22 protein-coding genes are annotated in these 22,133 nt (G+C 51.3%); 16 read left to right on the top strand and 6 right to left on the bottom strand.

Features of this window, described 5'->3' with window-relative positions:
* Positions 1 to 15 precede the first annotated feature (15 nt).
* From GZ59_RS14770 to hisP, 13 genes are all read left to right on the top strand, one after another.
* Positions 16 to 1,026: an aspartate-semialdehyde dehydrogenase gene (locus GZ59_RS14770; protein ID WP_039292829.1), complete on the top strand. Its 1,011-nt coding sequence runs from the start codon at positions 16 to 18 to the stop codon at positions 1,024 to 1,026.
* On the top strand, positions 1,026 to 1,877 hold the full coding sequence (gene truA / locus GZ59_RS14765; RefSeq protein WP_181023437.1) for a tRNA pseudouridine(38-40) synthase TruA: 852 nt from the start codon (positions 1,026 to 1,028) through the stop codon (positions 1,875 to 1,877). Before GZ59_RS14770 ends, truA begins: the two co-directional genes overlap by 1 nt.
* 194 nt (positions 1,878 to 2,071) lie before the next feature.
* On the top strand, positions 2,072 to 2,734 hold the full coding sequence (locus GZ59_RS14760; protein WP_039292826.1) for a DedA family protein: 663 nt from the start codon (positions 2,072 to 2,074) through the stop codon (positions 2,732 to 2,734).
* Between the two features lie 224 nt (positions 2,735 to 2,958).
* The gene (gene accD, locus GZ59_RS14750) at positions 2,959 to 3,876 is read left to right on the top strand and encodes an acetyl-CoA carboxylase, carboxyltransferase subunit beta (RefSeq protein ID WP_011094580.1); all 918 of its coding nucleotides are present in this window, start codon (positions 2,959 to 2,961) and stop codon (positions 3,874 to 3,876) included.
* Between the two features lie 105 nt (positions 3,877 to 3,981).
* A complete protein-coding gene (gene folC / locus GZ59_RS14745) occupies positions 3,982 to 5,250 on the top strand; it encodes a bifunctional tetrahydrofolate synthase/dihydrofolate synthase (protein WP_039292820.1) in 1,269 nt (422 codons plus the stop codon).
* Positions 5,240 to 5,980: a cell division protein DedD gene (dedD, locus tag GZ59_RS14740; protein ID WP_039292817.1), complete on the top strand. Its 741-nt coding sequence runs from the start codon at positions 5,240 to 5,242 to the stop codon at positions 5,978 to 5,980. The genes folC and dedD overlap by 11 nt, the downstream gene beginning before the upstream one ends.
* Before the next feature lie 177 nt (positions 5,981 to 6,157).
* Positions 6,158 to 6,658: a colicin V production protein gene (cvpA, locus tag GZ59_RS14735; protein ID WP_010298532.1), complete on the top strand. Its 501-nt coding sequence runs from the start codon at positions 6,158 to 6,160 to the stop codon at positions 6,656 to 6,658.
* Positions 6,659 to 6,679: 21 nt separating this feature from the next.
* Complete coding sequence (gene purF, locus GZ59_RS14730; protein ID WP_011094577.1) at positions 6,680 to 8,197, top strand: amidophosphoribosyltransferase; 1,518 nt, start codon at positions 6,680 to 6,682, stop codon at positions 8,195 to 8,197.
* 215 nt (positions 8,198 to 8,412) lie between these two features.
* Positions 8,413 to 8,985 carry a UbiX family flavin prenyltransferase gene (locus GZ59_RS14725; RefSeq protein WP_011094576.1) on the top strand — a complete coding sequence of 191 codons (573 nt, stop codon included), beginning with the start codon at positions 8,413 to 8,415 and terminating at the stop codon, positions 8,983 to 8,985.
* Between the two features lie 414 nt (positions 8,986 to 9,399).
* Entirely contained in the window at positions 9,400 to 10,179 is a 780-nt protein-coding gene (locus GZ59_RS14720; RefSeq protein WP_039292812.1) for a lysine/arginine/ornithine ABC transporter substrate-binding protein, read from the top strand.
* 166 nt (positions 10,180 to 10,345) lie between these two features.
* Entirely contained in the window at positions 10,346 to 11,035 is a 690-nt protein-coding gene (locus GZ59_RS14715; RefSeq protein ID WP_011094574.1) for a histidine ABC transporter permease HisQ, read from the top strand.
* Positions 11,028 to 11,744: an ABC transporter permease gene (locus tag GZ59_RS14710; RefSeq protein WP_039292809.1), complete on the top strand. Its 717-nt coding sequence runs from the start codon at positions 11,028 to 11,030 to the stop codon at positions 11,742 to 11,744. Before GZ59_RS14715 ends, GZ59_RS14710 begins: the two co-directional genes overlap by 8 nt.
* 16 nt (positions 11,745 to 11,760) lie before the next feature.
* Entirely contained in the window at positions 11,761 to 12,534 is a 774-nt protein-coding gene (hisP, locus tag GZ59_RS14705) for a histidine ABC transporter ATP-binding protein HisP (protein ID WP_015840979.1), read from the top strand.
* A gap of 168 nt (positions 12,535 to 12,702) precedes the next feature.
* Here the strand turns inward: hisP and GZ59_RS14700 are convergent, their stop codons facing one another.
* The 3 genes from GZ59_RS14700 to yfcG all read right to left on the bottom strand — a co-directional run bounded on the left by GZ59_RS14700 (position 12,703) and on the right by yfcG (position 14,909).
* Entirely contained in the window at positions 12,703 to 13,608 is a 906-nt protein-coding gene (locus GZ59_RS14700) for a TIGR01777 family oxidoreductase (RefSeq protein ID WP_039292806.1), read from the bottom strand.
* A gap of 145 nt (positions 13,609 to 13,753) precedes the next feature.
* The gene (gene folX, locus GZ59_RS14695; RefSeq protein WP_039292803.1) at positions 13,754 to 14,125 is read right to left on the bottom strand and encodes a dihydroneopterin triphosphate 2'-epimerase; all 372 of its coding nucleotides are present in this window, start codon (positions 14,123 to 14,125) and stop codon (positions 13,754 to 13,756) included.
* Positions 14,126 to 14,282: 157 nt separating this feature from the next.
* On the bottom strand, positions 14,283 to 14,909 hold the full coding sequence (gene yfcG / locus GZ59_RS14690; RefSeq protein ID WP_039292800.1) for a GSH-dependent disulfide bond oxidoreductase: 627 nt from the start codon (positions 14,907 to 14,909) through the stop codon (positions 14,283 to 14,285).
* 264 nt (positions 14,910 to 15,173) lie between these two features.
* On the opposite strand from yfcG, the gene yfcE reads away from it, so the two are divergent.
* Entirely contained in the window at positions 15,174 to 15,725 is a 552-nt protein-coding gene (yfcE, locus tag GZ59_RS14685) for a phosphodiesterase (protein WP_039292797.1), read from the top strand.
* 123 nt (positions 15,726 to 15,848) lie between these two features.
* Positions 15,849 to 16,529: an NUDIX hydrolase YfcD gene (gene yfcD, locus GZ59_RS14680; protein WP_080641339.1), complete on the top strand. Its 681-nt coding sequence runs from the start codon at positions 15,849 to 15,851 to the stop codon at positions 16,527 to 16,529.
* Positions 16,530 to 16,609: 80 nt separating this feature from the next.
* On the opposite strand, the gene GZ59_RS14675 is transcribed toward yfcD, so the two are convergent.
* The 3 genes from GZ59_RS14675 to ackA form a co-directional block, all read right to left on the bottom strand.
* Positions 16,610 to 17,470 (bottom strand): DUF817 domain-containing protein, encoded by an 861-nt coding sequence (locus GZ59_RS14675; protein ID WP_011094566.1) that lies wholly within the window; start codon positions 17,468 to 17,470, stop codon positions 16,610 to 16,612.
* 245 nt (positions 17,471 to 17,715) lie between these two features.
* Complete coding sequence (gene pta, locus GZ59_RS14670; RefSeq protein WP_039292793.1) at positions 17,716 to 19,854, bottom strand: phosphate acetyltransferase; 2,139 nt, start codon at positions 19,852 to 19,854, stop codon at positions 17,716 to 17,718.
* A 78-nt stretch (positions 19,855 to 19,932) separates the two neighbouring features.
* Positions 19,933 to 21,135: an acetate kinase gene (gene ackA, locus GZ59_RS14665; protein WP_011094564.1), complete on the bottom strand. Its 1,203-nt coding sequence runs from the start codon at positions 21,133 to 21,135 to the stop codon at positions 19,933 to 19,935.
* Between the two features lie 429 nt (positions 21,136 to 21,564).
* On the opposite strand from ackA, the gene yfbV reads away from it, so the two are divergent.
* On the top strand, positions 21,565 to 22,020 hold the full coding sequence (gene yfbV, locus GZ59_RS14660) for a terminus macrodomain insulation protein YfbV (protein ID WP_011094563.1): 456 nt from the start codon (positions 21,565 to 21,567) through the stop codon (positions 22,018 to 22,020).
* The last annotated feature ends 113 nt before the right edge of the window (positions 22,021 to 22,133 follow it).

Here is a 22,133-nt window from a genome sequence, read left to right as displayed (position 1 = left end):
TTGGGAGAGAACCAAATGTCTGACGGCTGGAATATTGCTCTGCTGGGCGCCACGGGCGCAGTAGGCTCGGCGTTACTGGAATTATTGCAGGAACGCGAATTCCCAGTGGGTGAACTGTATCCACTGGCCAGCGAACGTAGCGCGGGTGAAACCATACGTTTTAACGGCAAATCCTGTCTGGTCACCGATGCGGCTGATTTTGACTGGTCACAGGCGCAACTGGCGTTTTTTGTTGCCGGTCAGGATGCTAGCGCTCGCTACGCAGAAGCCGCGGGAGATGCAGGTTGCCTGGTCATCGACAGCAGCGGCCTATTTGCACTGGAGCCTGATGTGCCGCTGGTCGTGCCCGGCGTGAATACGCATACGCTGGCGGATTATCGTAACCGTAATATTGTCGCGGTGGCAGACAGCCTGACCAGCCAACTTCTGACGGCGATTAAACCGTTGACTGATGCGGCAGGGCTTTCGCGCCTACATGTTGTCAATATGCTGTCAGTTTCCGCACACGGCAAAGCGGCGATAGACGATCTGGCTGGGCAAAGTGCCCGTCTGCTGAATGGCATTCCGCCTGAAGAAGGGCTTTTCCCGAAACAGCTGGCGTTCAATCTGTTGCCTTTACTGCCCGATGATGTGGGCAGCGTGCGTGAAGAGCGTAGCCTGGTAGATCAGGTGCGTAAAGTCTTGCAGGATGAAGGATTACCCGTTTCAGTGACCTGCATTCAATCCCCTGTGTTTTATGGTCACGCACAGATTGTTCATCTTGAATCGCTGCGTCCGCTGTCTGCGGAAGAAGCGCGTGATGAACTGCTCAATGCCGGAAATATTCAGGTGAGTGAGGAGCAGGATTATCCGACGCAGGTGGGTGATGCTTCCGGCAATGGGCAACTGAGCGTCGGCTGTCTGCGTAATGATTATGGTATTCCTGAGTTGCTGCAATTCTGGTCGGTTGCCGATAACGCGCGCTTTGGCGGCGCGCTGATGGCGATAGAAACGGCAGAATGTCTGGTGCAGGAGTATCTTGGGTAATGTCGGAAACCACTCAGGCGGCGGCTATTCAAGCCGCCGCCGTTGCGGAGAACGAACGCGCCCCGCTGAAAATTGCACTAGGCATTGAGTACGACGGCAGCCAGTATTATGGCTGGCAGCGTCAGATTGATGTCGCTAGCGTGCAGGCCTGTCTTGAAAAGGCGCTGAGCAAAGTCGCGGATGAACCTATAGAAGTGTTGTGCGCCGGACGAACCGATGCTGGAGTTCATGGCACCGGGCAGGTTGTGCACTTCACCACGCAGGCGATCAGAAAGGATGCCGCCTGGACGATGGGCGTAAATGCGAATTTACCGCCAGATATCGCGGTACGCTGGGTGAAAGCTGTGGATGAGGATTTCCATGCGCGCTTCAGCGCAACGGCACGTCGCTACCGTTATATTATCTATAATCACCGCTATCGCCCCGCTGTGCTCTCGCATGGCATGACGCACTTTTATCACCCGCTGGATGTTGAACGGATGGAACGCGGCGGACAGTGTTTGCTGGGGGAAAATGATTTCACCTCTTTTCGTGCGGTGCAGTGCCAGTCGCGCACGCCGTGGCGCAATGTAAATCATTTAAAGGTTACACGTCACGGTAACTATATCGTGGTAGATATTAAGGCCAATGCGTTCGTTCACCATATGGTGCGCAACATTGTTGGTAGCCTAATGGAAGTTGGGTGTGGCAATCGTCCCGAGTCGTGGATTGCGGAATTGTTGGCGGCCAAAGATCGTACGTTGGCAGGTGCAACGGCCCGAGCCGAAGGGCTGTATTTAGTGGCGGTTGATTACCCTGCGCGTTTTGCTTTGCCACAGCTCACGATGGGGCCGCTCTTTTTAGCAGATTGACGTTTTTTGCTGTAACGCGTACTCCTTTTGTGTGTTACATGCTGCCGGATGGCTGTGGGCCAAAAGTAGTGTGTAACGCGTATTAAGGATGATGCTATTTAGCATGCTATACGCAAGGAAACCCGGATAGTGCGGCTGCCTTGCGTATATCGACCGCGTGCGATCGCTATACATTTTGGAGAGAAGACGTTGTGATGGAATTTATACAGTTTATTATTGATTTTATTCTGCACATTGACGTTCATCTGGCGGAACTGGTGGCGCAATATGGCGTCTGGGTTTATGCCATTTTGTTCCTGATTTTGTTCTGTGAGACTGGACTGGTGGTGACGCCGTTTTTACCGGGAGATTCGCTGCTGTTTGTCGCAGGGACGCTGGCGGCGTTGCCGTCGAACGACCTGAATGTGCATACGATGGTGTTCCTGATGATTATTGCCGCGGTTACGGGCGATGCAGTGAACTACACAATTGGGCGATTGTTCGGTGAGAGGCTGTTTAGCAACCCGAACTCAAAGATTTTCCGCCGCAGCTATCTGGATAAAACGCATGCGTTTTACGCACGTCACGGTGGCAAGACGATAATTCTGGCGCGCTTTGTCCCGATTGTGAGAACATTTGCACCGTTTGTTGCTGGGATGGGGCACATGAGCTATCGGCATTTTGCAGCCTATAATGTCATTGGTGCGCTGCTGTGGGTGCTGTCGTTCACCTATGCGGGCTACCTGTTTGGCGATTTGCCGGTGGTGCAGGAAAATCTGAAATTACTGATTGTCGCGATTATTTTTCTCTCTATCCTGCCGGGTATTATTGAAATTGCCCGTCACCGTAGAGCAGCCACGCGCGGCAATGTGAAATAAGTGACGTATTTTAACATCCGGTTTGACCAGTTTTTTATCCACAGTCCCGGAGCGTTATGGTTTAATGGGCAGCATTTATGGTCTGTTCTTGGGAACATCCTTGATGCCGATGCCTTTGTACCGCGATTGTGGTGCGTCTCAGGCATTTTTTCATTGGCAATGTTGTCAGGGAATAACATGAACAGCGGACTGGCATTTGCCAGGTTCAAGCAGAAAGGTTATCAATGAGCTGGATTGAACGAATTCTTAACAAAAGCAATATCACACCGACCCGTAAAGCGAATATCCCTGAAGGGGTCTGGACAAAATGTGATAGCTGCGGTCAGGTTCTTTATCGTGCTGAGTTGGAACGTAATTTGGGGGTCTGCCCAAAGTGCGATCACCATATGCGCCTGTCTGCACGGGCCCGTCTACAGGCTTTTCTGGATAAAGAAAACACTGTCGAGCTGGGAAGTGAACTGGAGCCGAAGGATGTCCTGAAATTCCGGGATTCCAAAAAATATAAAGATCGTCTGGTTTCTGCGCAGAAGCAGTCCGATGAAAAAGACGCGATGGTCGTCATGAAAGGCACGCTTTACGGCATGCCGATTGTGGTCGCGTCATTTGAGTTCGCTTTCATGGGCGGTTCAATGGCTTCCGTCGTGGGTGCGCGTTTTGTGCGTGCCGTTGAGCAGGCATTGGAAGATGGTTGCCCACTGGTGTGCTTCTCCGCCAGTGGCGGTGCACGTATGCAGGAAGCGCTGATGTCGCTGATGCAAATGGCGAAAACCAGTGCTGCATTGGCGAAAATGCGCGAGCGCGGCTTGCCTTACATCTCTGTGCTGACTGACCCAACCATGGGCGGTGTTTCCGCGAGTCTGGCGATGCTGGGCGACCTGAACATTGCTGAGCCGAAAGCGTTGATTGGTTTTGCTGGCCCACGTGTTATCGAACAAACCGTGCGTGAGAAACTGCCGCCGGGTTTCCAGCGCAGTGAATTCCTGATTGAGAAAGGGGCGATTGATATGATCGTACGTCGCCCAGAAATGCGCTACAAGGTAGCCACTCTTCTTGCCAAACTGACGAATCATCCAGAACCAGGCAATGATGACGTGGAAATCCGCAGCGATGCGCCGTCTGAATCATCACAGGATGACGCATAATTGACATGATGGGCTGGGCGTGTGGCACTCGACCAAGTCGTTCTCGACCGAATAGCAAGGCACACGCTCTGCCCGCAATGAACCGTAAGCTAGTGAACGGGACTCATGGATACTCTTCAAATACCTCAAGCCACGTCACCTTTGGTCACGTGGCTTCATTATCTTGAGCACCTGCACGCTCAGGCCATTGATTTAGGCCTGGAGCGCGTTAAGCAGGTTGCTGAACATCTTCAACTGCTACAGCCTGCCGCCACGATTTTCACCGTTGCGGGGACGAACGGCAAAGGAACCACCTGCTGTACGCTGGAGTCTATTCTGTTGGCCGCCGGATTACGGGTTGGTGTGTACAGTTCTCCCCATCTCGTTCGCTATACCGAGCGGGTGCGTATTCAGGGCCACGAATTGTCCGACGCGCAGCACACGCAGGCATTTGCGGATATCGAAGCAGGAAGAGGAGCGATATCGCTCACCTATTTTGAATTCGGTACGCTGTCGGCATTGCAACTCTTCAAGCAAGCGAATCTGGATGTCGTCATTCTGGAAGTAGGATTAGGCGGGCGTCTGGATGCCACCAATATTGTGGATGCGGATGTCTCTGTGGTCACCAGCATTGCGATCGACCACACCGACTGGTTAGGTAACGATCGGGAAAGCATTGGCCGCGAGAAAGCCGGTATATTCCGACAGGGTAGACCTGCCGTTGTAGGTGAGCCAGATATGCCGGGAACGATTGCTGATGTTGCCGCTGAGAAAGGCGCATTGCTGCGCCGCCGTGGTCGCGACTGGGAGTTTTCAGTTCAGCGAGAAACATGGAGCTGGCAGGATAAGCAGCGTGAATTGTCGCGTTTGCCACTCCCTAATGTTCCGCTGCCGAACGCTGCTACGGCATTGGCTGCGCTGCACTATTCTTCACTGAATGTGAGTGAAGAGGCGATTCGACAAGGCTTACAGCGCGCGGCATTACCGGGGCGTTTTCAGATAGTGCAGGAATCACCACGGTTGATTCTTGATGTTGCACATAACCCTCATGCGGCGGCGTATCTGGCAAACCGTTTGGCTGGGTTGCTGAAAACAGGAAAAATACGGGCTGTTGTCGGCATGCTGTCGGATAAAGATATCGCTGGCACGCTGGCTCATTTAATGCCGTTGATTGATGAGTGGTATTGTGCACAGCTAGAAGGCCCGCGTGGCGCAACAGCGCAGCAGATTGCCGAGCATCTGACGCGCAGTCAATCATTCCCCGATGTCGTTACTGCCTGGCAGCAGGCGATGTCCGACGCGACGGAGCAGGATATTGTCATTGTGTGTGGATCTTTTCATACGGTAGCGCATGTGATGGAAGCGCTGGATGAGGAGACGGTGAATGGCGAGTAAATTTCAGAACCGCCTGGTCGGCACGGTTATTTTGGTCGCGCTGGGCGTGATCGTCTTGCCTGGCCTGTTGGATGGTAAGAAGAAGCACTACGAAGACGAATTTGCGTCGATTCCGCTGATCCCTAAGCCGGGAGACAGCAATGAGATGGAATCGCTGCCTGCGTTGAACCCGTCGTTACCGAGTCAGCCACCGGAAGGGGCGGAAGCGGCGATGCAGAACAGTGCGGAAGCCGAACCGCCTGAAAATAAAGTGCCTGAAACCCCTACGCAAACACCACCATCATCCCGTTCAGCTACGAATACGCCTGCCATGACGGCACCGCCAGTGGTGGTTGAGCGTCCGCCGGTTCAGACACCTGTGCCAGCGACGCCGAAGCCTCAGCCAAAACCTGAGGTGAAGCCAGAAGTGAAACCAAAGCCAGAGCCTAAACCGGAACCCAAACCGGAAGTGAAGCCTGAAACGCAGCCGACGCAGCAAGCACCTGTCGGACAGGCCTATATTGTGCAGCTTGGTGCGCTGAAAAATGCGGATAAGGTGAACGAAATTGTCGCGAAGCTTCGTCTCTCTGGCTATCGAGCGTATACCGTGCCGTCAACGCCGGTTTCAGGACAGATCACCCGTATTTATATAGGGCCAGATGCCTCGAAGCAGAAGCTGGAGTCTTCGTTGGGCGAGCTGCAACAGCTCAGTGGACTCAGTGGGCAGGTACGAGCGCATTCGGTTCGTTGAGATACCGATTAGATAATAGAATCAGGTATGGCGTATTGTCGGTTTTTTCCGCTGATTATCTATCGATGAAATCGGCGGAAATACGCTACGCAAACGTTTTCTTTTTCTGTTAGAATGCGCCGCGAACAGGATGACGTAGCGGCTTATCGGTAGCATCGTTCATTATTAGGATAGTTCATGGTTTGGGTTGATTACGTCATTATTGGCATCATCGGGTTTTCGGCGCTGGTTAGCCTGATCCGGGGGTTTGTTCGTGAAGCGCTGTCGTTAGTAACCTGGGGATGTGCTTTTTTTGTTGCCAGCCATTACTACGCCTACCTCGCGGTCTACTTCACCCGTTTTGATGATGAGCTGGTGCGTAACGGCATTGCGATTGCCATTCTGTTTATTGCTACGTTGATTGTGGGAGCTATCGTCAACTATGTGATTAGTTCACTGGTTGAACGTACCGGATTATCCGGCACCGATCGCGTTCTGGGCATTTGTTTTGGTGCGCTGCGCGGGGTGCTGATTGTTTCCGCACTGCTATTTTTTCTGGATACGTTCACCGGTTTTTCACAAAGTGATGATTGGAAGCAGTCCCAGTTAATCCCGCAGTTCAGTTATATTATCAGGTGGTTTTTTGACTACCTGCAAAGCACGTCAAGTTTCTTGCCGCAGCATTTGCCGCTGCGGTAGCGCTGATGAGGAAAAGACACCATGTGCGGTATTGTCGGTATCGCCGGTTTTACACCGGTCAACCAATCGATTTATGACGCGTTAACGGTGTTGCAACACCGTGGGCAGGATGCCGCGGGTATTGTGACCATCGATGCCTTTAATTGTTTTCGCCTGCGTAAGGCCAATGGCCTGGTGAAAGATGTGTTTGAAGCGCGGCACATGCAGCGCTTACAGGGAAACATGGGGCTTGGCCATGTACGTTATCCGACCGCAGGCAGTTCCAGCGCCTCGGAAGCACAGCCTTTTTATGTCAACTCTCCGTTCGGCATCACGATGGCTCACAACGGTAACCTGACGAACGCCCACGAACTGCGTAAAAAGCTATTCGAGCAGGAGCGCCGTCACGTTAACACCACGTCCGATTCTGAAATCCTGTTGAATATCTTTGCCAGAGAACTGGACCGTTTCCAACATTATCCGTTGGAAGCCGATAATATTTTTGCGGCCGTTGCCGCGACGCACCAGCAAATTCGTGGTGCCTATGCCTGTGTTGGCATGATTATCGGTCATGGCATGGTGGCGTTCCGCGATCCTAACGGTATTCGTCCTCTGGTGATTGGTAAACGTGACCTGGAAGATGGTCGCAGCGAATATATGGTAGCGTCTGAAAGTGTCGCGCTGGATACGCTGGGCTTTGAGTTCTTACGTGATGTTGCGCCGGGAGAAGCGATCTACATTACGGAAAAAGGGCAACTGTTTACTCGCCAGTGCGCAGAGAATCCAAAGAGCAACCCGTGCCTGTTCGAATATGTCTACTTCGCTCGCCCTGACTCTTTCATCGATAAAATTTCGGTCTATAGCGCACGCGTTCGCATGGGTCAGAAGCTGGGTGAAAAGATTGCGCGTCAGTGGGAAGATCTCGATATTGATGTCGTGATCCCGATTCCTGAAACCTCTTGTGATATCGCGTTGGAAATCGCGCGCATTATCAACAAACCGTATCGTCAGGGATTCGTGAAAAACCGCTATGTTGGTCGCACCTTTATCATGCCGGGACAGCAGGCGCGTAAGAAATCTGTGCGTCGCAAGCTGAACGCGAACCGTGCCGAGTTCCGTGATAAAAATGTACTGCTGGTCGATGACTCTATCGTACGTGGCACAACGTCGGAGCAGATTGTGGAGATGGCGCGTGAAGCAGGAGCCAGGCGTGTTTATCTGGCCTCTGCGGCACCGGAAATTCGCTTCCCTAACGTGTACGGCATCGACATGCCGAGCGTTAATGAACTGATTGCCCACGGTCGCGAAGTGGATGAGATCTGTAAGATTATCGGTGCCGATGAGCTGATATTCCAGGATCTCGACGATCTGATCGACGCAGCGCGTGAAGATAACCCGGATATTGTTCAGTTTGAATGTTCAGTGTTCAATGGGATTTACGTGACAAAAGACGTCGATCAAGGCTATCTGGATTATCTGGAAGTACTGCGTAACGATGATGCCAAAGCGTTGCGTAGCCAGAATGAAGTCGAAGATCTGGAACTGCACAACGAAGGTTAACGGCTAGCCGTACGTAAGGCTTTATTGAAGGGGGAGGGCGCGAAAGTGTCTTCCCCCTTCTTGTATATAGAAAACAGGTTGTATGTAGAAAACATTTTGTCTATAGAAAATAGGGTTTCAGTGCTTATCCTTGCTTATCGCTAATCAATGCGGCAAAGTCTGCGCAGATGATTTTTCCGCGTTTCTGCGTACGCGGCCAGCCAGAGGCAGTATGAATGAAGCGACTCATTGTAGGGATCTCCGGTGCCAGCGGTGTTATTTACGGTATCCGACTACTACAGGTTTTACAGACACTGGAAGGCATCGAAACCCATCTGATTATGAGCCAAGCTGCCCGGCATACGCTGGCGCTGGAAACGGATTTTAGCCTGCGTGACGTACAGGTGCTGGCCGATGTGGTACATGACACGCGTAATATCGCTGCCAGCGTTTCTTCGGGGTCGTTTAAAACGGCGGGGATGGTGATTTTGCCCTGTTCGATAAAAACCCTTTCCGGGATTGTGCACAGCTACAGCGACAATCTATTGACTCGGGCAGCCGATGTGGTGCTGAAGGAACGTCGTCCTCTGGTGTTGGGAGTGCGTGAAACGCCGCTGCATTTAGGGCATTTACGGCTGATGACCACTGCCGTTGAACTGGGCGCGATAATCATGCCGCCAGTGCCTGCGTTTTATCATCGCCCAGAAAGTGTGCAGGACATTGTCGATCAGACGGTGAATCGTATTCTGGATCAGTTTGATATCGACCTGCCGAAAGATCTCTTTACTCGCTGGCAGGGTGCGTCATAGCAGGATAGATGCCAAGGTGCGCTATTTTTTTCTCCCAGGGCAGTAAACTTGTACTGCCCTTTTTTTGTGCCTTTTTATCACATTGCACCAATTTTGCGCACGGAAGCACTTAAATAGTGCGCTTGGGTTTTTGTATTCGCGCCAATGTTATCTATTCTTATTGTTATACGCCAAAAAATAACTCGAAAAAGATTTTATAATCAAATGGTTAATCATTATTTTCTGCGTGTTTTTCTCATGGACTCTTTATAACGACCTTACGTTCATTGTGGCATGAATACTGCTTATGAAAACTAGAATAGTCGGCGTAGAAAACAAATAGCACTCATATCGTTCATATTTAAAGCAATAAATCGGTATGTCTTCCGACATTGACGACACACGACATCAATCACTCATGATAAGGGTAGCAATATGAAGAAACTGATCAAAGTTTTGCCGTTGGCACTTATTCTGGTTGCAGGCAGCGCCATGGCGGAAATTCCTAAAAATATTAAAATCGGCACCGATCCCACCTATGCTCCCTTTGAATCTAAAAATGCCAGCGGTGAACTGGTTGGGTTTGATATCGATCTGGCGAAAGAGCTGTGCAAGCGTATTCAGGCTAATTGTACGTTTGTAGAAAGCGACTTTGATGCGTTAATTCCTTCTCTTAAAGCTAAAAAAATTGATGCCATCATCTCTTCTCTGTCCATTACCGAAAAACGTCAGCAGGAAATCGCCTTCACCGAGAAGCTGTATGCTGCCAATGCACGCCTGATTGCGAAGAAAGGCGCGAGCATCGAGCCAACGCTGGCTTCTCTGGGTGGTAAGCGTGTCGGCGTACTGCAGGCATCAACGCAGGAGGCTTTTGCCAACGCGAACTGGCAGCCAAAAGGTGTTGAAGTTGTCGCTTATCAAAATCAGGATCTGATTTACGCCGATCTGAGCGCAGGTCGTATCGATGCGGCATTTCAGGATGAAGTAGCAGGAAGTGAAGGCTTCCTGAAACTCGATATGGGCAAAGACTATGCGTTTGCTGGTCCGGCAGTAAAAGATGACAAGTTCTTCGGTGTCGGTACGGGGATGGGGCTGCGTAAAGCCGATACCGAGCTGAAAGCTGCGCTGGATAAAGCTTTTGACGCTATGCGTAAAGACGGTACTTACGACACCTTCGCGAAAAAATACTTCGATTTTGACGTCTACGGCGGCTAATTTCGTCACCACTATTCATTTTCGTTATCACGGTAAAATTTCGTTATCACGGTAAATTGTGTAGCGGATCCGCAGGACAATACGACATGGGAACGTTCCTCCCGTGTCGTGTTCCTGATTGATAACGCACCGTGCCATCAACCGCTATTTTCAACGGATATAATCGATGCTCTATGGCTATTCCCAGCTGATTCTGGATGGTGCCATCATGACGCTGGAGTTGGCGGTGAGTTCGCTACTGCTGGCGTTGGCTATTGGCCTGATTGGCGCGTCGGCGAAGCTGTCTTCTAATCGCCTGCTGGCAGGGTGCTTCTCCTGCTATACCACGTTAATTCGCGGCATCCCCGATTTGGTGCTGATGCTGCTGATTTTCTATGGCCTGCAAATTGTCTTAAACGGCGTGACGGAGTCGATCGGTCTGGAGCAGATTGACATCGACCCTTTGACCGCTGGGGTTATTACGCTGGGCTTTATTTACGGCGCGTATTTCACGGAAACCTTTCGTGGCGCGTATCTCGCTGTGCCGCGTGGACAAATCGAAGCTGCCGTCGCATTCGGTTTCTCTCCTATCAAGGTGTTCCGTCGTATTCTATTTCCTTCCATGATGCGCTTCGCACTACCGGGCATCGGCAATAACTGGCAGGTGATCCTGAAAGCGACAGCGTTGGTGTCATTGCTTGGCCTGAATGATGTGATTAAGGCGACGCAGTTAGCTGGCAAGGGGACCCACGAACCGTTTTATTTCGCACTGGTTGCTGGGGCGATGTACTTGATTTTTACCACCGTTTCTAACGGCGTGTTGTGGTGGCTGGAAAGGCACTATTCGCAGGGAGTCAAGAAAGTAAACTATGAATGAGATCCTGCAACAATATTGGCAACCGCTACTGTGGAGCGATGGTTACCGTCTGACAGGGCTGGCGATGACGCTCTGGCTGCTCATTTCCTCGGTGGTCATCGGCGGGCTGATGGCGCTGCCGCTGGCGATTGCTCGTGTGTCACCGCGACGCCGATTCAGTCTGCCGGTTTGGTTATTTACCTACGTGTTCCGCGGCACACCGCTCTATGTGCAGCTTCTGGTGTTCTATTCTGGCGTATATAGCTTAGAAATCGTTCGTGGCACCGATCTGCTGAACGCCTTTTTTCGCAGCGGGCTGAACTGCGCTATTTTAGCGCTGGCGCTCAATACCTGTGCATACACCACAGAGATTTTCGCGGGGGCAATCCGTTCTGTACCCCATGGGGAAATTGAAGCTGCCAGAGCATACGGTTTCTCCCGTTTTAAGCAGTATCGCTGCATTATTTTGCCCAGTGCGCTGCGTATTGCGCTGCCAGCCTACAGTAATGAAGTGATTCTGATGCTGCATTCGACGGCGCTGGCTTTTACTGTAACCGTACCGGATATTCTGAAGATTGCCCGTGATATAAACGCAGCAACCTACCAGCCGTTTTATGCGTTCGGTATTGCTGCTGTCATCTATTTGGCGATCTCGTTTGTGTTAATTGGGCTGTTCAGAAAGGCAGAACGGCACTGGCTACGTCATCTTTATACCCGTTCATCTCATTAAACGCAGGAAAAAGAGCATGTCGAATAACAAATTAATGGTGACGGAACTGCGTAAACGTTATGGCCAGCATGAGGTGCTCAAAGGGATCTCATTACAGGCGAAAGCGGGTGACGTTATTTCGATTATTGGATCGTCTGGTTCGGGAAAAAGCACCTTACTGCGCTGTATTAATTTTCTGGAAAAGCCCTGTGAAGGGGCGATTTACGTCAGCGATCAGGAAATCCGCATGGTGCGCGACACTGACGGACAGTTGAAGGTGTTTGATAAAAAGCAGCTTCAGATGCTGCGGACGCGTCTAACGATGGTATTTCAGCACTTCAACCTGTGGAGCTTCATGACCGCGTTGGAGAACGTGATGGAAGCGCCGATTCAGGTATTAGGGCTCAGTAAAGCGGAAGCGCGTGAGCGGGCGGTATTTTATCTGAACAAGGTCGGGATTACGGATTCTGCCCAACAGAAGTACCCGTCGGATCTTTCCGGTGGTCAGCAGCAGCGCGTATCTATTGCACGGGCGTTAGCGATGGAGCCAGAAGTACTGCTATTTGATGAGCCGACGTCGGCGCTCGATCCCGAACTGGTCGGCGAGGTGTTGCGCATCATGCAGCAGCTTGCGGAGGAAGGGAAAACGATGGTGGTGGTAACGCATGAGATGGAGTTTGCCCGCCATGTCTCCAGCCACGTTATTTTCCTACACCAGGGTGTGATCGAAGAGGAGGGGCCGCCGGATCAACTTTTCGGTAGCCCGAAAAGTGCGCGTTTGCAGCAATTTTTGTCAGGCGCGTTGAAGTAGGTTTTGGGGATGATGATTATCAGCCTCAGACGTTTCTCTCAAATAAAACGGTGATAATGGAATAGAAGAGTAAAGCGTCCGCGCCAAGGATGGCGCGGCTCGAGCTTACAAGGGACGTACTTGCAGCGTCTTTACGATCTATCCATTATCACTGCTCTCAGCACTGGGTCAGCCCAGTTTTTTGGTGGCGTCTTGCAGGGCTTCTTCCAGTTCAAAGAAACGGAAACCAAAGCCTGCGGCCTCTAATCTCTGTGGGATGGCGCGCTGTCCACCTAGCACCAGCGTCGAGGCTTCTCCCATCAGTAGTTTGATCGCGAAAGCGGGCGCTCGTAGAAAGCCGGGGCGATCCAATACGTGTGCCAGCATGGCGGAAAATTGTTCATTGTGAACCGGATAGGGCGCAACCATATTGAAGGGACCGCGCAATATTGGCTGGTCCAGCAGATAGATAATGCCGTTAACCATGTCATCAATATGAATCCATGGCATATATTGCTTGCCGGAACCCATCGGCCCGCCGAGACCTAGGCGGAAAATCGGCAGCATTTTTGCCAGCGCACCGCCCTGTGCCGAAAGAACAATACCGGTGCGCAGCAAGCAGACCCGAGTTTTATCGCTTTCGGCAGACTGCGCCAGCGCTTCCCAGCGGGCGCACAGGTGGTGTGTGAATTCATCGACAGGGGATTCACCTTCCGTGACCAGCGCTTCGCCTTGGTCGCCATAGTATCCGACAGCAGATCCTGAGATGAAAACGGCGGGTGGTTCGCTGCTGGCTTTAATCAGCGTGGCAAGCTGCTCGGTGATGCTCCAGCGGCTCTGTGCCAGACGCTGCTTTTGTTGTGGCGTCCACCGTTTATCGGCGATAGGTTCGCCCGCTAGATTGATGACGCCATCAAAGTCGTTCAGTGAGGTGATATTACTCAGCGTTGACCAATATTCCACCTGATTGCCGAGAACACCTCGTGCGCGCTCAGGATCGCGTGTCAGTACCGTGATGTGATGGGAAAGCAGCTGTAATCGTTGGATAAGATGGCGGCCAATAAGGCCAGTTCCGCCTGTTATAAGTAGTTGCATCGCTCTCCCCTTTATACTCGTCATACTTCAAGTTGCATGTGTGTTGGCTACGTTCACTCACCCGAATCACTTACTTGAGTAAGCTCATCGGGATTCCTTCCCTTGCCGCCTTCCTGAAACTTGAATTATTTAGAGTATATGAACTTTATGCCTTGTGATAACGCAGGGTCATAGAAACCGAGTCGGCGTATCGCAGGGCAAACGGTTTATCTATTTCTACTTCAGCATAGGTTATCCAGTCGTGATCGCTGGCGATGTTGAGCACATCTTGCGTTAATTTTTCCAGCAAAGCGAAGCGGTTATCTTCCACGTGGCGAATGATATTTTTGGTGATGGTGCGGTAGTTCAACGCATCAGCGATATTCTCGCTGTTACGCGCTTGTTCTGCTGGGTAGTGAATCACAACGTTGATGATCACATCCTGCTTATTCGTGATTTCCTCATCTTTGATACCGATGAAGGTGCGCAGCCGCAGATTCTTTATACGAATAATGGCGTCAGAATGATGATATGGCATTGCTCGGCCCTCGGTTGCTTCTGTTACTGCGAATAAATCGCAGCGTCATGGATATCGTTAACAGGTAAGCTGCTTGTTGGTAACAGTATCATTAACAACAATATGTTGATTACCATAACAGAAGATACCCAAAGGCCGAATGAGATGCGCCAGAATTTTACAGCTCGGCTAGCTGGTAAGCCCTCTGCGTTGCCGGGCGATCGCTAATGCGCGTATACCACGCTTTTACCGCCGGGTAATCATCAAGGTCGACGCGCTGGCGGGCATAAGGCACGACCCACGGGTAGGTCGCAATATCGGCAATACTGTAATTTTCACCGGCTAGCCAAGGGCTGTCTTGCAGATGTTTATCCAGCACGCGATACAGACGCTGTGTCTCCTGCTGATAGCGCTCAATGGCATAAGGCACTGGCTGAGGTGCATAGTGGTTAAAATGATGATTCTGCCCCAGCATCGGTCCGAAACCAGCGACCTGCCAGAACAGCCACTGTAGCGTGGCTGTACGCTCACGTAGCGACGAACTCAGCAGCACGCCATGTTTTTCCGCCAGATAGAGTAGGATCGCCCCAGATTCAAACAGGCTAATCGGTGTGTCCCCTTCCGCTGGCTGCGTGTCGACAATCGCGGGAATTTTGTTGTTAGGCGAGATAGCCAAAAATTCCGACTTGAACTGTTCGCCTTTACTGATGTTTACGCGGTGGAGTTGGTAGGGGAGATTAGCTTCTTCCAGAAATAGGGTGATCTTGTGCCCGTTAGGGGTTGGTGCGTAATACAGGTCAATCATGAATCAAGTCTCCGTTTTAATTCAGAAAAACATCATGGAACTGTATGGCAGTTGATCGCCTCAGAGAGCGATATGCTGTCAGAATAGCGTATTGGGGAACGGGCTCTTACCCTACCACTTCTACGGGTGAAAAATAAGCAATGCCGCACGTCGTTGCACGATCTTTACCGGAAGCACTCTGCCAACTTTGATAGACTACTCGCGATGACGGATGAGGGTGTTGTGGATACAACATGGTTGATATAAACGTTGCGAGGATAAGCGATGAAATTGATGTTTGCGTCCGATATACACGGTTCTCTCAGTGCGACGGAGCGGGTGCTGGCGATCTTTGAGCAGAGTCATGCTGACTGGCTTATTTTACTGGGCGATTTTCTCAATCATGGCCCGCGCAACCCGCTGCCGGAAAAGTATCAGCCTGCGGAAGTGGCTGCTCGATTGAACGATTATGCGTCACGCATCATTGCCGTGCGGGGGAACTGCGACAGCGAGGTTGATCAGATGCTCTTGAGCTTTCCGATAACGGCACCGTGGCAACATGTGCTATTGCCGCAGAATCGCCTTTTCCTGACGCACGGTCATCTTTATCATCCAGATAATCTACCGCCGTTACACGCGGGGGATGTGCTGGTATATGGCCACACCCATATTCCGGTTGCTGAGCAACGCGGTGAATATTATTTTTTTAATCCCGGTTCAGTGAGTTTGCCGAAAGGGGGATACCCCGCGAGCTACGGTTTACTTGAACAAGACAAGCTGCGGGTTCTGCCGCTACACAGTGGTGAGCCTATTGCACAGGTCGTGATTAGGCACTAATTTAGCGTATATCCTGTTTTTGACCTTGAATCATGGCAAGGTAGCAGAGAATATTCGCAGCAAAGATCGATCATTTAAAACAGACGCGCGTAGCAACGTGCCAATACTAAAGGGTTTCAGAGGATGGCGGAACAAAGTCAAGCAGCAGGCACAGAGTGGGTTGATATCGTCAATGAAAACAACGAGGTAATTGCTCAGTCAAGTCGTCAGCAGATGCGTGCTCAGAGTCTTCGTCATCGCGCTACTTACATTGTTGTGCATGATGGCATGGGTAAGATTCTGGTGCAGCGTCGAACGAAAATCAAAGACTTCTATCCAGGCTGGCTAGATGCAACAGCAGGCGGTGTGGTGCAAAGCGGTGAACAGATGCTGGAGTCCGCGCGTCGTGAAGCCGAAGAGGAGCTTGGCATTGCTGGCGTGCCGTTCGCGGAACACGGTTTGTTCTATTACGAAGGCGAAAATTGCCGAGTGTGGGGCGGGTTATTTAGCTGCGTCACCCACGGGCCGTTCGCGCTACAGGAAGAAGAAGTTGATGAAGTCAGCTGGCTGACGCCGCAAGAAATCACGGCACGCTGCGATGAATTTACGCCGGATTCCCTGAAAGCCCTGTCGCTGTGGCTGACGCGCTATAGCGATCAGGAATATGGTAAGCCGATTTCACGTAAGCTGAACGAAGCGGTAGAAGCTTCTGCGACGTCTGTTGTTTATGATGAAAGTACTCATGATGAAAGCATTCATGGTGAAGATATTCATGATGAAAACGACAATAACGTTGAGTCATCGGAAGCTGATTCGCAGAAATAATCTAACATCAGTTAAATCCCTACCTCGCCGCTGCTTTTCCCCGCAGCGGCGTATATTTCCAGATGATGGCGCGCAGTGCATCACTCAGGAACATGAATACTCTTTTTGATGTCCTTCAGGTAAATTACGATGGTGAACGTCATGATCACCAGCAAAGCCCACGAACTCCATTTTCCTACGTGAACCATCGACCAGGCACCGAGCTGTTCTGGATAGCGCCAGATACTGAAAAACGTACTGATGTTTTCAGCCAGCCAGATGAAAAATCCGATCAGAATAAAAGCCAATGACAGCGGCATTCGTCGTTCTCGATCGTAAGGCGTGAAAATGACGGTGGTCCGCGCATAGAGCCCGACGGCTAGTGCGGCGATGTACCAGCGATAGTCGCCGATGTAGTGGTGGGTGAAGAAATTAGCATAAATAAGTAGCGCAACCAGCGTCGCTAGCCAGTAGGGCGGGTGATGGCGAATTTTAAGATCAAACAATCGCCATGACTGAATGATGTAGCTACCTACAGAGGCGTACATGAATCCGGCGAACAGTGGCACACCGAATACCTTGGTATAGGCGAAATCAGGATAAGACCAGGAACGAATACCCGATGAGGTTTTAAAGACCTCCAGCGCAAAACCCACGAGATGAAACAACGTAACGGCTTTTAACTCGTCCCAGGTTTCCAATTTGCTGGCAACCATCCATCCCTGAATCAGAATGGCGAATATCAGTAGCAAATCATAACGCGGGATAGAAAACCATCCCGCTTTCGGCACGCTGAAAACCGCAAGAAAGAACAGACCAACGAAGAGACAGGCGCGAGCTTCTTTGACGCCGAAATAGAGAAATTCAATAAAAAAACGGGCTAACCCTTTTGGCGATGAAGGTGTGATCCCTTTTTCCAATTGCTGCTGAAAGTGTTGATCTACTCGTTGTATTACAGTCATCCATCGACCCTGTTTTATGGTTGTTTTTGTGTCTGCGTGGTGTGATTTTTCGTGCGGATAACAATAAAAAATGCCAGCCCTGAGGCTGGCATAGAAGATAACAGAATTAATCTGAATATATCCGTCATACTTCAAGCTGATTGTGCGTTGGCTGCCTTTACTCACCCCAGTCACTTACTTGAGTAAGCTCCTGGGGATTCGCGCAGTTGCCGCCTTCAAGCAACTCGAATTATTTAGGATATAGATTAGAGCTGTGTAGCCTGAATTGCGGTCAGAGCGACGGTGTAAACGATATCGTCTACCAGTGCGCCACGAGACAGGTCGTTAACCGGTTTGCGCATGCCTTGCAGCATTGGCCCGATGGAGATCAGGTCGGCAGAACGCTGTACCGCTTTGTACGTGGTGTTACCAGTGTTCAGATCAGGGAAGATGAACACGGTAGCTTTACCCGCAACAGGTGAGTTCGGTGCTTTGGACTGTGCAACGTCTGCCATGATAGCGGCGTCGTATTGCAGCGGACCATCGATGACCAGATCAGGACGTTTTTCCTGCGCCAGACGGGTCGCTTCACGCACTTTCTCAACATCGCTACCCGCGCCGGAGTTACCGGTAGAGTAGGAGATCATTGCAACACGTGGGTCGATACCGAATGCGATAGCGGAGTCAGCAGACTGGATAGCGATTTCAGCCAATTGCTCTGCGGTTGGATCTGGGTTGATGGCGCAGTCGCCGTAGACCAGAACCTGCTCAGGCAGCAGCATGAAGAACACGGAAGACACCAGCGAGCTGCCTGGTGAGGTTTTGATCAGCTGCAACGGCGGACGGATGGTGTTAGCGGTGGTATGAACGGCACCAGAAACCAGACCGTCAACTTCACCCTGTTCCAACATCAGTGTGCCCAGAACCACGTTGTCTTCGAGCTGTTCGCGCGCAACCACTTCGGTCATGCCTTTGCTCTTACGCAGTTCAACCAGACGTGCAACATAGCGCTCACGTACGACAATCGGGTCGACGATTTCGATGCCTTTGCCCAGTTCTACGCCCTGAGCCGCGGCAACACGTTGAATCTCTTCTGGGTTACCGATCAGTACACAGTGTGCAATACCGCGTTCAGCACAGATAGATGCGGCTTTAACGGTACGTGGTTCATCGCCTTCTGGCAGAACGATACGTTTGCCCGCTTTGCGTGCCAATTCGGTCAACTGGTAGCGGAACGCTGGCGGAGACAGACGACGTGAACGCTCAGACTCAGCGCTCAGGGAATCGATCCACTGGGTGTCGATGTGGCGTGCGACATATTCCTGCACTTTCTCGACACGCTGACGGTCATCAGCCGGTACTTCAAGGTTGAAGCTTTGCAGGCTGAGTGAGGTCTGCCAGGTGTTGGTGTCAACCATGAATACTGGCAGGCCAGTCTGGAAGGCGCGTTCGCACAGCTTGGCAATGCTTGGGTCCATTTCGTAGCCGCCAGTCAGCAGCAGGGCACCGATTTCCACGCCGTTCATGGCAGCCAGACAAGCAGCAACCAGAACGTCAGGGCGGTCAGCGGAAGTCACCAGCAGTGAACCCGGACGGAAATGCTCCAGCATATGAGGAATGCTGCGTGCGCAGAAGGTTACAGACTTAACGCGACGCGTCTGAATATCACCTTCATTGACGATGCGGGCATTCAGGTGCTTCGCCATATCGATGGCGCGCGTGGCAATCAGGTCGAAGCTCCACGGAATGCAGCCCAGAACTGGCAGCGGGCTGTTAGCAAACAGCTGCTTAGGATCGATGTTGGCAACGCTGGCTTTCGTGGAGTCATCAAAGATTTCAGACAGGTCAGGGCGAGTACGGCCTTGATCGTCTACTGGCGCATTCAGTTTGTTGATGATCACGCCAGTGATGTTTTTGTTTTTGCTGCCGCCGAAGCTGGAACGTGCCAGTTCGATGCGGTCTTTCAGCTGTGCCGGGGAATCGTTACCCAGCGCCAGTACGAAGACGATTTCTGCGTTCAGCGTTTTGGCGATTTCATAGTTCAGCGCGTTAGCAAACTGGTGCTTACGCGTAGGAACCAGACCTTCAACCAGAACGACTTCAGCATCTTTGGTATTTTCGTGGTAGCGCGCGATGATTTCTTCCATCAGCACGTCTTGCTGGTTGGAGCTCAGCAAAGCTTCAACGCGACTCATTGCCAGCGGCTCGGCGGCGTTGATGGCGGAATTAGCACGAATAATGGTGGTGGTTTGATCTGGCGTATTGTCGCCACTGCGTGGCTGGGCGATAGGTTTGAACACGCTCAGGCGAACGCCTTTTTGTTCCATGGAGCGGATGACACCCAGGCTGACGCTTGTCAGACCAACGCTGGTGCCAGTGGGGATCAACATGATTATACGGGACACGGCCGAACCTCTTTACGGTTGCTCGTTAGTCAAAACAACACCGTCAGCCTTGGCTGACGGTGTTGGGAGTTACGTGTTTTACGCGGTCAGACGGTAAGCGTCTTCGGCGATGACCAATTCTTCATTGGTCGGGATAACCAGCGCCGGACGGGTGCCATCTTTAGCGATGTTGCCACCTTTACCGAAGCGTGCAGCCAGGTTGCGTTCGTGATCGACGTCAAAGCCCAGCAGACCGAGTTTTTTCAGCGACAGTTCGCGAACCATTGCTGCGTTTTCACCGATACCACCGGTGAAGATTACGGCATCCAGACGGCCTTCCATCAGTGCAGCGTAAGAACCGATGTATTTAGCCAGGCGGTGGCAGTAAACGTCCATTGCACGTTTAGCATCTGCTTTCGTCTCGTAGTTATCTTCAACGTAGCGGCAGTCGCTGGTTACTTCAGTCAGACCCAGCAGACCAGATTCTTTGGTCAGCAGAGTGTTGATGCTCGCAACATCCATACCCAGTGCGTCGTGCAGATGGAAAATGATGGCGGGATCGATATCGCCGGAACGCGTTCCCATCACCAGACCTTCCAGCGGGGTCAGACCCATAGAGGTGTCAACGCATTCACCGTTACGGATTGCAGTAACGGAACCACCATTGCCCAGATGGCAAGTGATGACGTTCAGCTCTTCTACCGGCTTGTTCAGCACTTTTGCGGCTTCGCGGGAAACGAAGTAGTGACTGGTGCCGTGAGCGCCATAACGACGGATGTGGTTTTCTTTATACAGTTTGTACGGCAGTGCATAAAGGTAGGATTCTTCCGGCATGGTCTGGTGGAACGCGGTGTCGAAAACAGCGACGTTTTTATCAGTCAGGTGCGGGAAAGATTTCAGTGCTTCGTCGATACCGATCAGGTGCGCCGGGTTGTGCAGAGGTGCAAAAGGTACGGAATCTTTGATACCCTGAAGAACATCATCAGTGATGATCGCGGATTTGGTGAACTTCTCACCGCCGTGAACGATACGGTGACCGATAGCAACCAACTGAGCAGACAGCTCTGGCTTCTGAGACAGAATGGTATTAACGATGAAGTTCAGCGCTTCGCTGTGAGCTGCACCGGCACCCAGTTCGGCGTCTTGTTTACCGCCGTCCATTTTCCATTTGATGCGGGCTTCAGGCAGGTTGAAACACTCGGCTAAACCAGACAGGTACTCTTCTCCGTTAATCGCATCGATGATCGCGAATTTCAGGGATGAACTACCGCAGTTAAGAACCAGTACTAACTTACTCGACATGGAAGTACCTACTTGTTATACATGGTTAAAAAAATGTCATACAGGGCATAGCGTATCGCATGCCGCCACTGGCATTTATGATTAACATCATACCTTGGTGTGATACACCAGACACAATGGTGAAATAGGGTCGATACTATGACGTATGTTATATCGAGTTATCGCTACAACAATGCGACAGCGACCTAATGTAAACCGCAGCTTTTAAAGCGATGGATAACCGCGTTATGGCCGTTGGCTGCGTTTGTATCGCGAAGGGAATTATACTCCTTGCGTGTAGTCATACTACTTTAGGTATACAGCGGCCAAAAGGCCGGTTTAGGATACCGATAGCGTAGGCTAAACACAAAATATATTTTAACCTTATCAACTTGAGTTGTTGATTTGTTCAAAAGTTTTATTTTTTATCTGTAAAGTTGAGGTGTGGCTATGGCGACGAAACCAGACAGTAGAATCAGTTGGCTACAGTTACTCCAACGTGGGCAGCATTACATGAAGACGTGGCCAGCAGAAAAGCAGTTGGCACCCCTATTTCCTGAAAATCGTGTGGCGCGAGCGACGCGGTTCGGTATTCGCATCATGCCGCCACTGGCGGTGTTTACCTTAACGTGGCAGATTGCGCTCGGTGGCCAGCTCGGCCCGGCCATCGCCACCGCGCTTTTTGCCTGTAGCCTGCCGTTGCAGGGCCTCTGGTGGCTTGGTCGCCGCTCTGTTACTCCTCTACCTCCGACGTTGGCGCAGTGGTTTCATGAAATTCGCCATAAGCTATTGGAGTCGGGTCAGGCATTAGCCCCTCTGGAAGAAGCACCCACTTACCAAACGTTGGCTGATGTGCTGAAACGTGCATTTAACCAGCTTGATAAAACCTTCCTTGATGATTTGTGATCGGCGTCAGGCTGTGTGCGGGTTGATGGCTATTTTGTTCTTTCCCCTGTTTCAAATCAAAGAAGCGGCGGCTACCGCTATCGTGACACGATTCAGTATGCGATTCTGCGGTT

The organism is Pectobacterium atrosepticum (genome assembly GCF_000740965.1).
GTDB classification, from domain to species: Bacteria; Pseudomonadota; Gammaproteobacteria; order Enterobacterales; family Enterobacteriaceae; genus Pectobacterium; species Pectobacterium atrosepticum.
This window is presented reverse-complemented; position numbering and strand designations above follow the sequence as displayed.

Excerpts from the sequence above, each read along its gene's own strand:
- yfbV (WP_011094563.1), top strand. The coding sequence starts at position 21,565 with ATGGCGACGAAACCAGACAGTAGAATCAGTTGGCTACAGTTACTCCAA.
- ackA (WP_011094564.1), bottom strand. The coding sequence starts at position 21,135 with ATGTCGAGTAAGTTAGTACTGGTTCTTAACTGCGGTAGTTCATCCCTG.
- hisP (WP_015840979.1), top strand. The coding sequence starts at position 11,761 with ATGTCGAATAACAAATTAATGGTGACGGAACTGCGTAAACGTTATGGC.
- GZ59_RS14700 (WP_039292806.1), bottom strand. The coding sequence starts at position 13,608 with ATGCAACTACTTATAACAGGCGGAACTGGCCTTATTGGCCGCCATCTT.
- yfcE (WP_039292797.1), top strand. The coding sequence starts at position 15,174 with ATGAAATTGATGTTTGCGTCCGATATACACGGTTCTCTCAGTGCGACG.
- accD (WP_011094580.1), top strand. The coding sequence starts at position 2,959 with ATGAGCTGGATTGAACGAATTCTTAACAAAAGCAATATCACACCGACC.
- purF (WP_011094577.1), top strand. The coding sequence starts at position 6,680 with ATGTGCGGTATTGTCGGTATCGCCGGTTTTACACCGGTCAACCAATCG.
- GZ59_RS14770 (WP_039292829.1), top strand. The coding sequence starts at position 16 with ATGTCTGACGGCTGGAATATTGCTCTGCTGGGCGCCACGGGCGCAGTA.
- GZ59_RS14725 (WP_011094576.1), top strand. The coding sequence starts at position 8,413 with ATGAAGCGACTCATTGTAGGGATCTCCGGTGCCAGCGGTGTTATTTAC.
- GZ59_RS14760 (WP_039292826.1), top strand. The coding sequence starts at position 2,072 with ATGGAATTTATACAGTTTATTATTGATTTTATTCTGCACATTGACGTT.
- cvpA (WP_010298532.1), top strand. The coding sequence starts at position 6,158 with ATGGTTTGGGTTGATTACGTCATTATTGGCATCATCGGGTTTTCGGCG.
- GZ59_RS14710 (WP_039292809.1), top strand. The coding sequence starts at position 11,028 with ATGAATGAGATCCTGCAACAATATTGGCAACCGCTACTGTGGAGCGAT.
- GZ59_RS14675 (WP_011094566.1), bottom strand. The coding sequence starts at position 17,470 with ATGACTGTAATACAACGAGTAGATCAACACTTTCAGCAGCAATTGGAA.
- dedD (WP_039292817.1), top strand. The coding sequence starts at position 5,240 with ATGGCGAGTAAATTTCAGAACCGCCTGGTCGGCACGGTTATTTTGGTC.
- yfcG (WP_039292800.1), bottom strand. The coding sequence starts at position 14,909 with ATGATTGACCTGTATTACGCACCAACCCCTAACGGGCACAAGATCACC.
- GZ59_RS14720 (WP_039292812.1), top strand. The coding sequence starts at position 9,400 with ATGAAGAAACTGATCAAAGTTTTGCCGTTGGCACTTATTCTGGTTGCA.
- folX (WP_039292803.1), bottom strand. The coding sequence starts at position 14,125 with ATGCCATATCATCATTCTGACGCCATTATTCGTATAAAGAATCTGCGG.
- yfcD (WP_080641339.1), top strand. The coding sequence starts at position 15,849 with ATGGCGGAACAAAGTCAAGCAGCAGGCACAGAGTGGGTTGATATCGTC.
- GZ59_RS14715 (WP_011094574.1), top strand. The coding sequence starts at position 10,346 with ATGCTCTATGGCTATTCCCAGCTGATTCTGGATGGTGCCATCATGACG.
- folC (WP_039292820.1), top strand. The coding sequence starts at position 3,982 with ATGGATACTCTTCAAATACCTCAAGCCACGTCACCTTTGGTCACGTGG.
- truA (WP_181023437.1), top strand. The coding sequence starts at position 1,026 with ATGTCGGAAACCACTCAGGCGGCGGCTATTCAAGCCGCCGCCGTTGCG.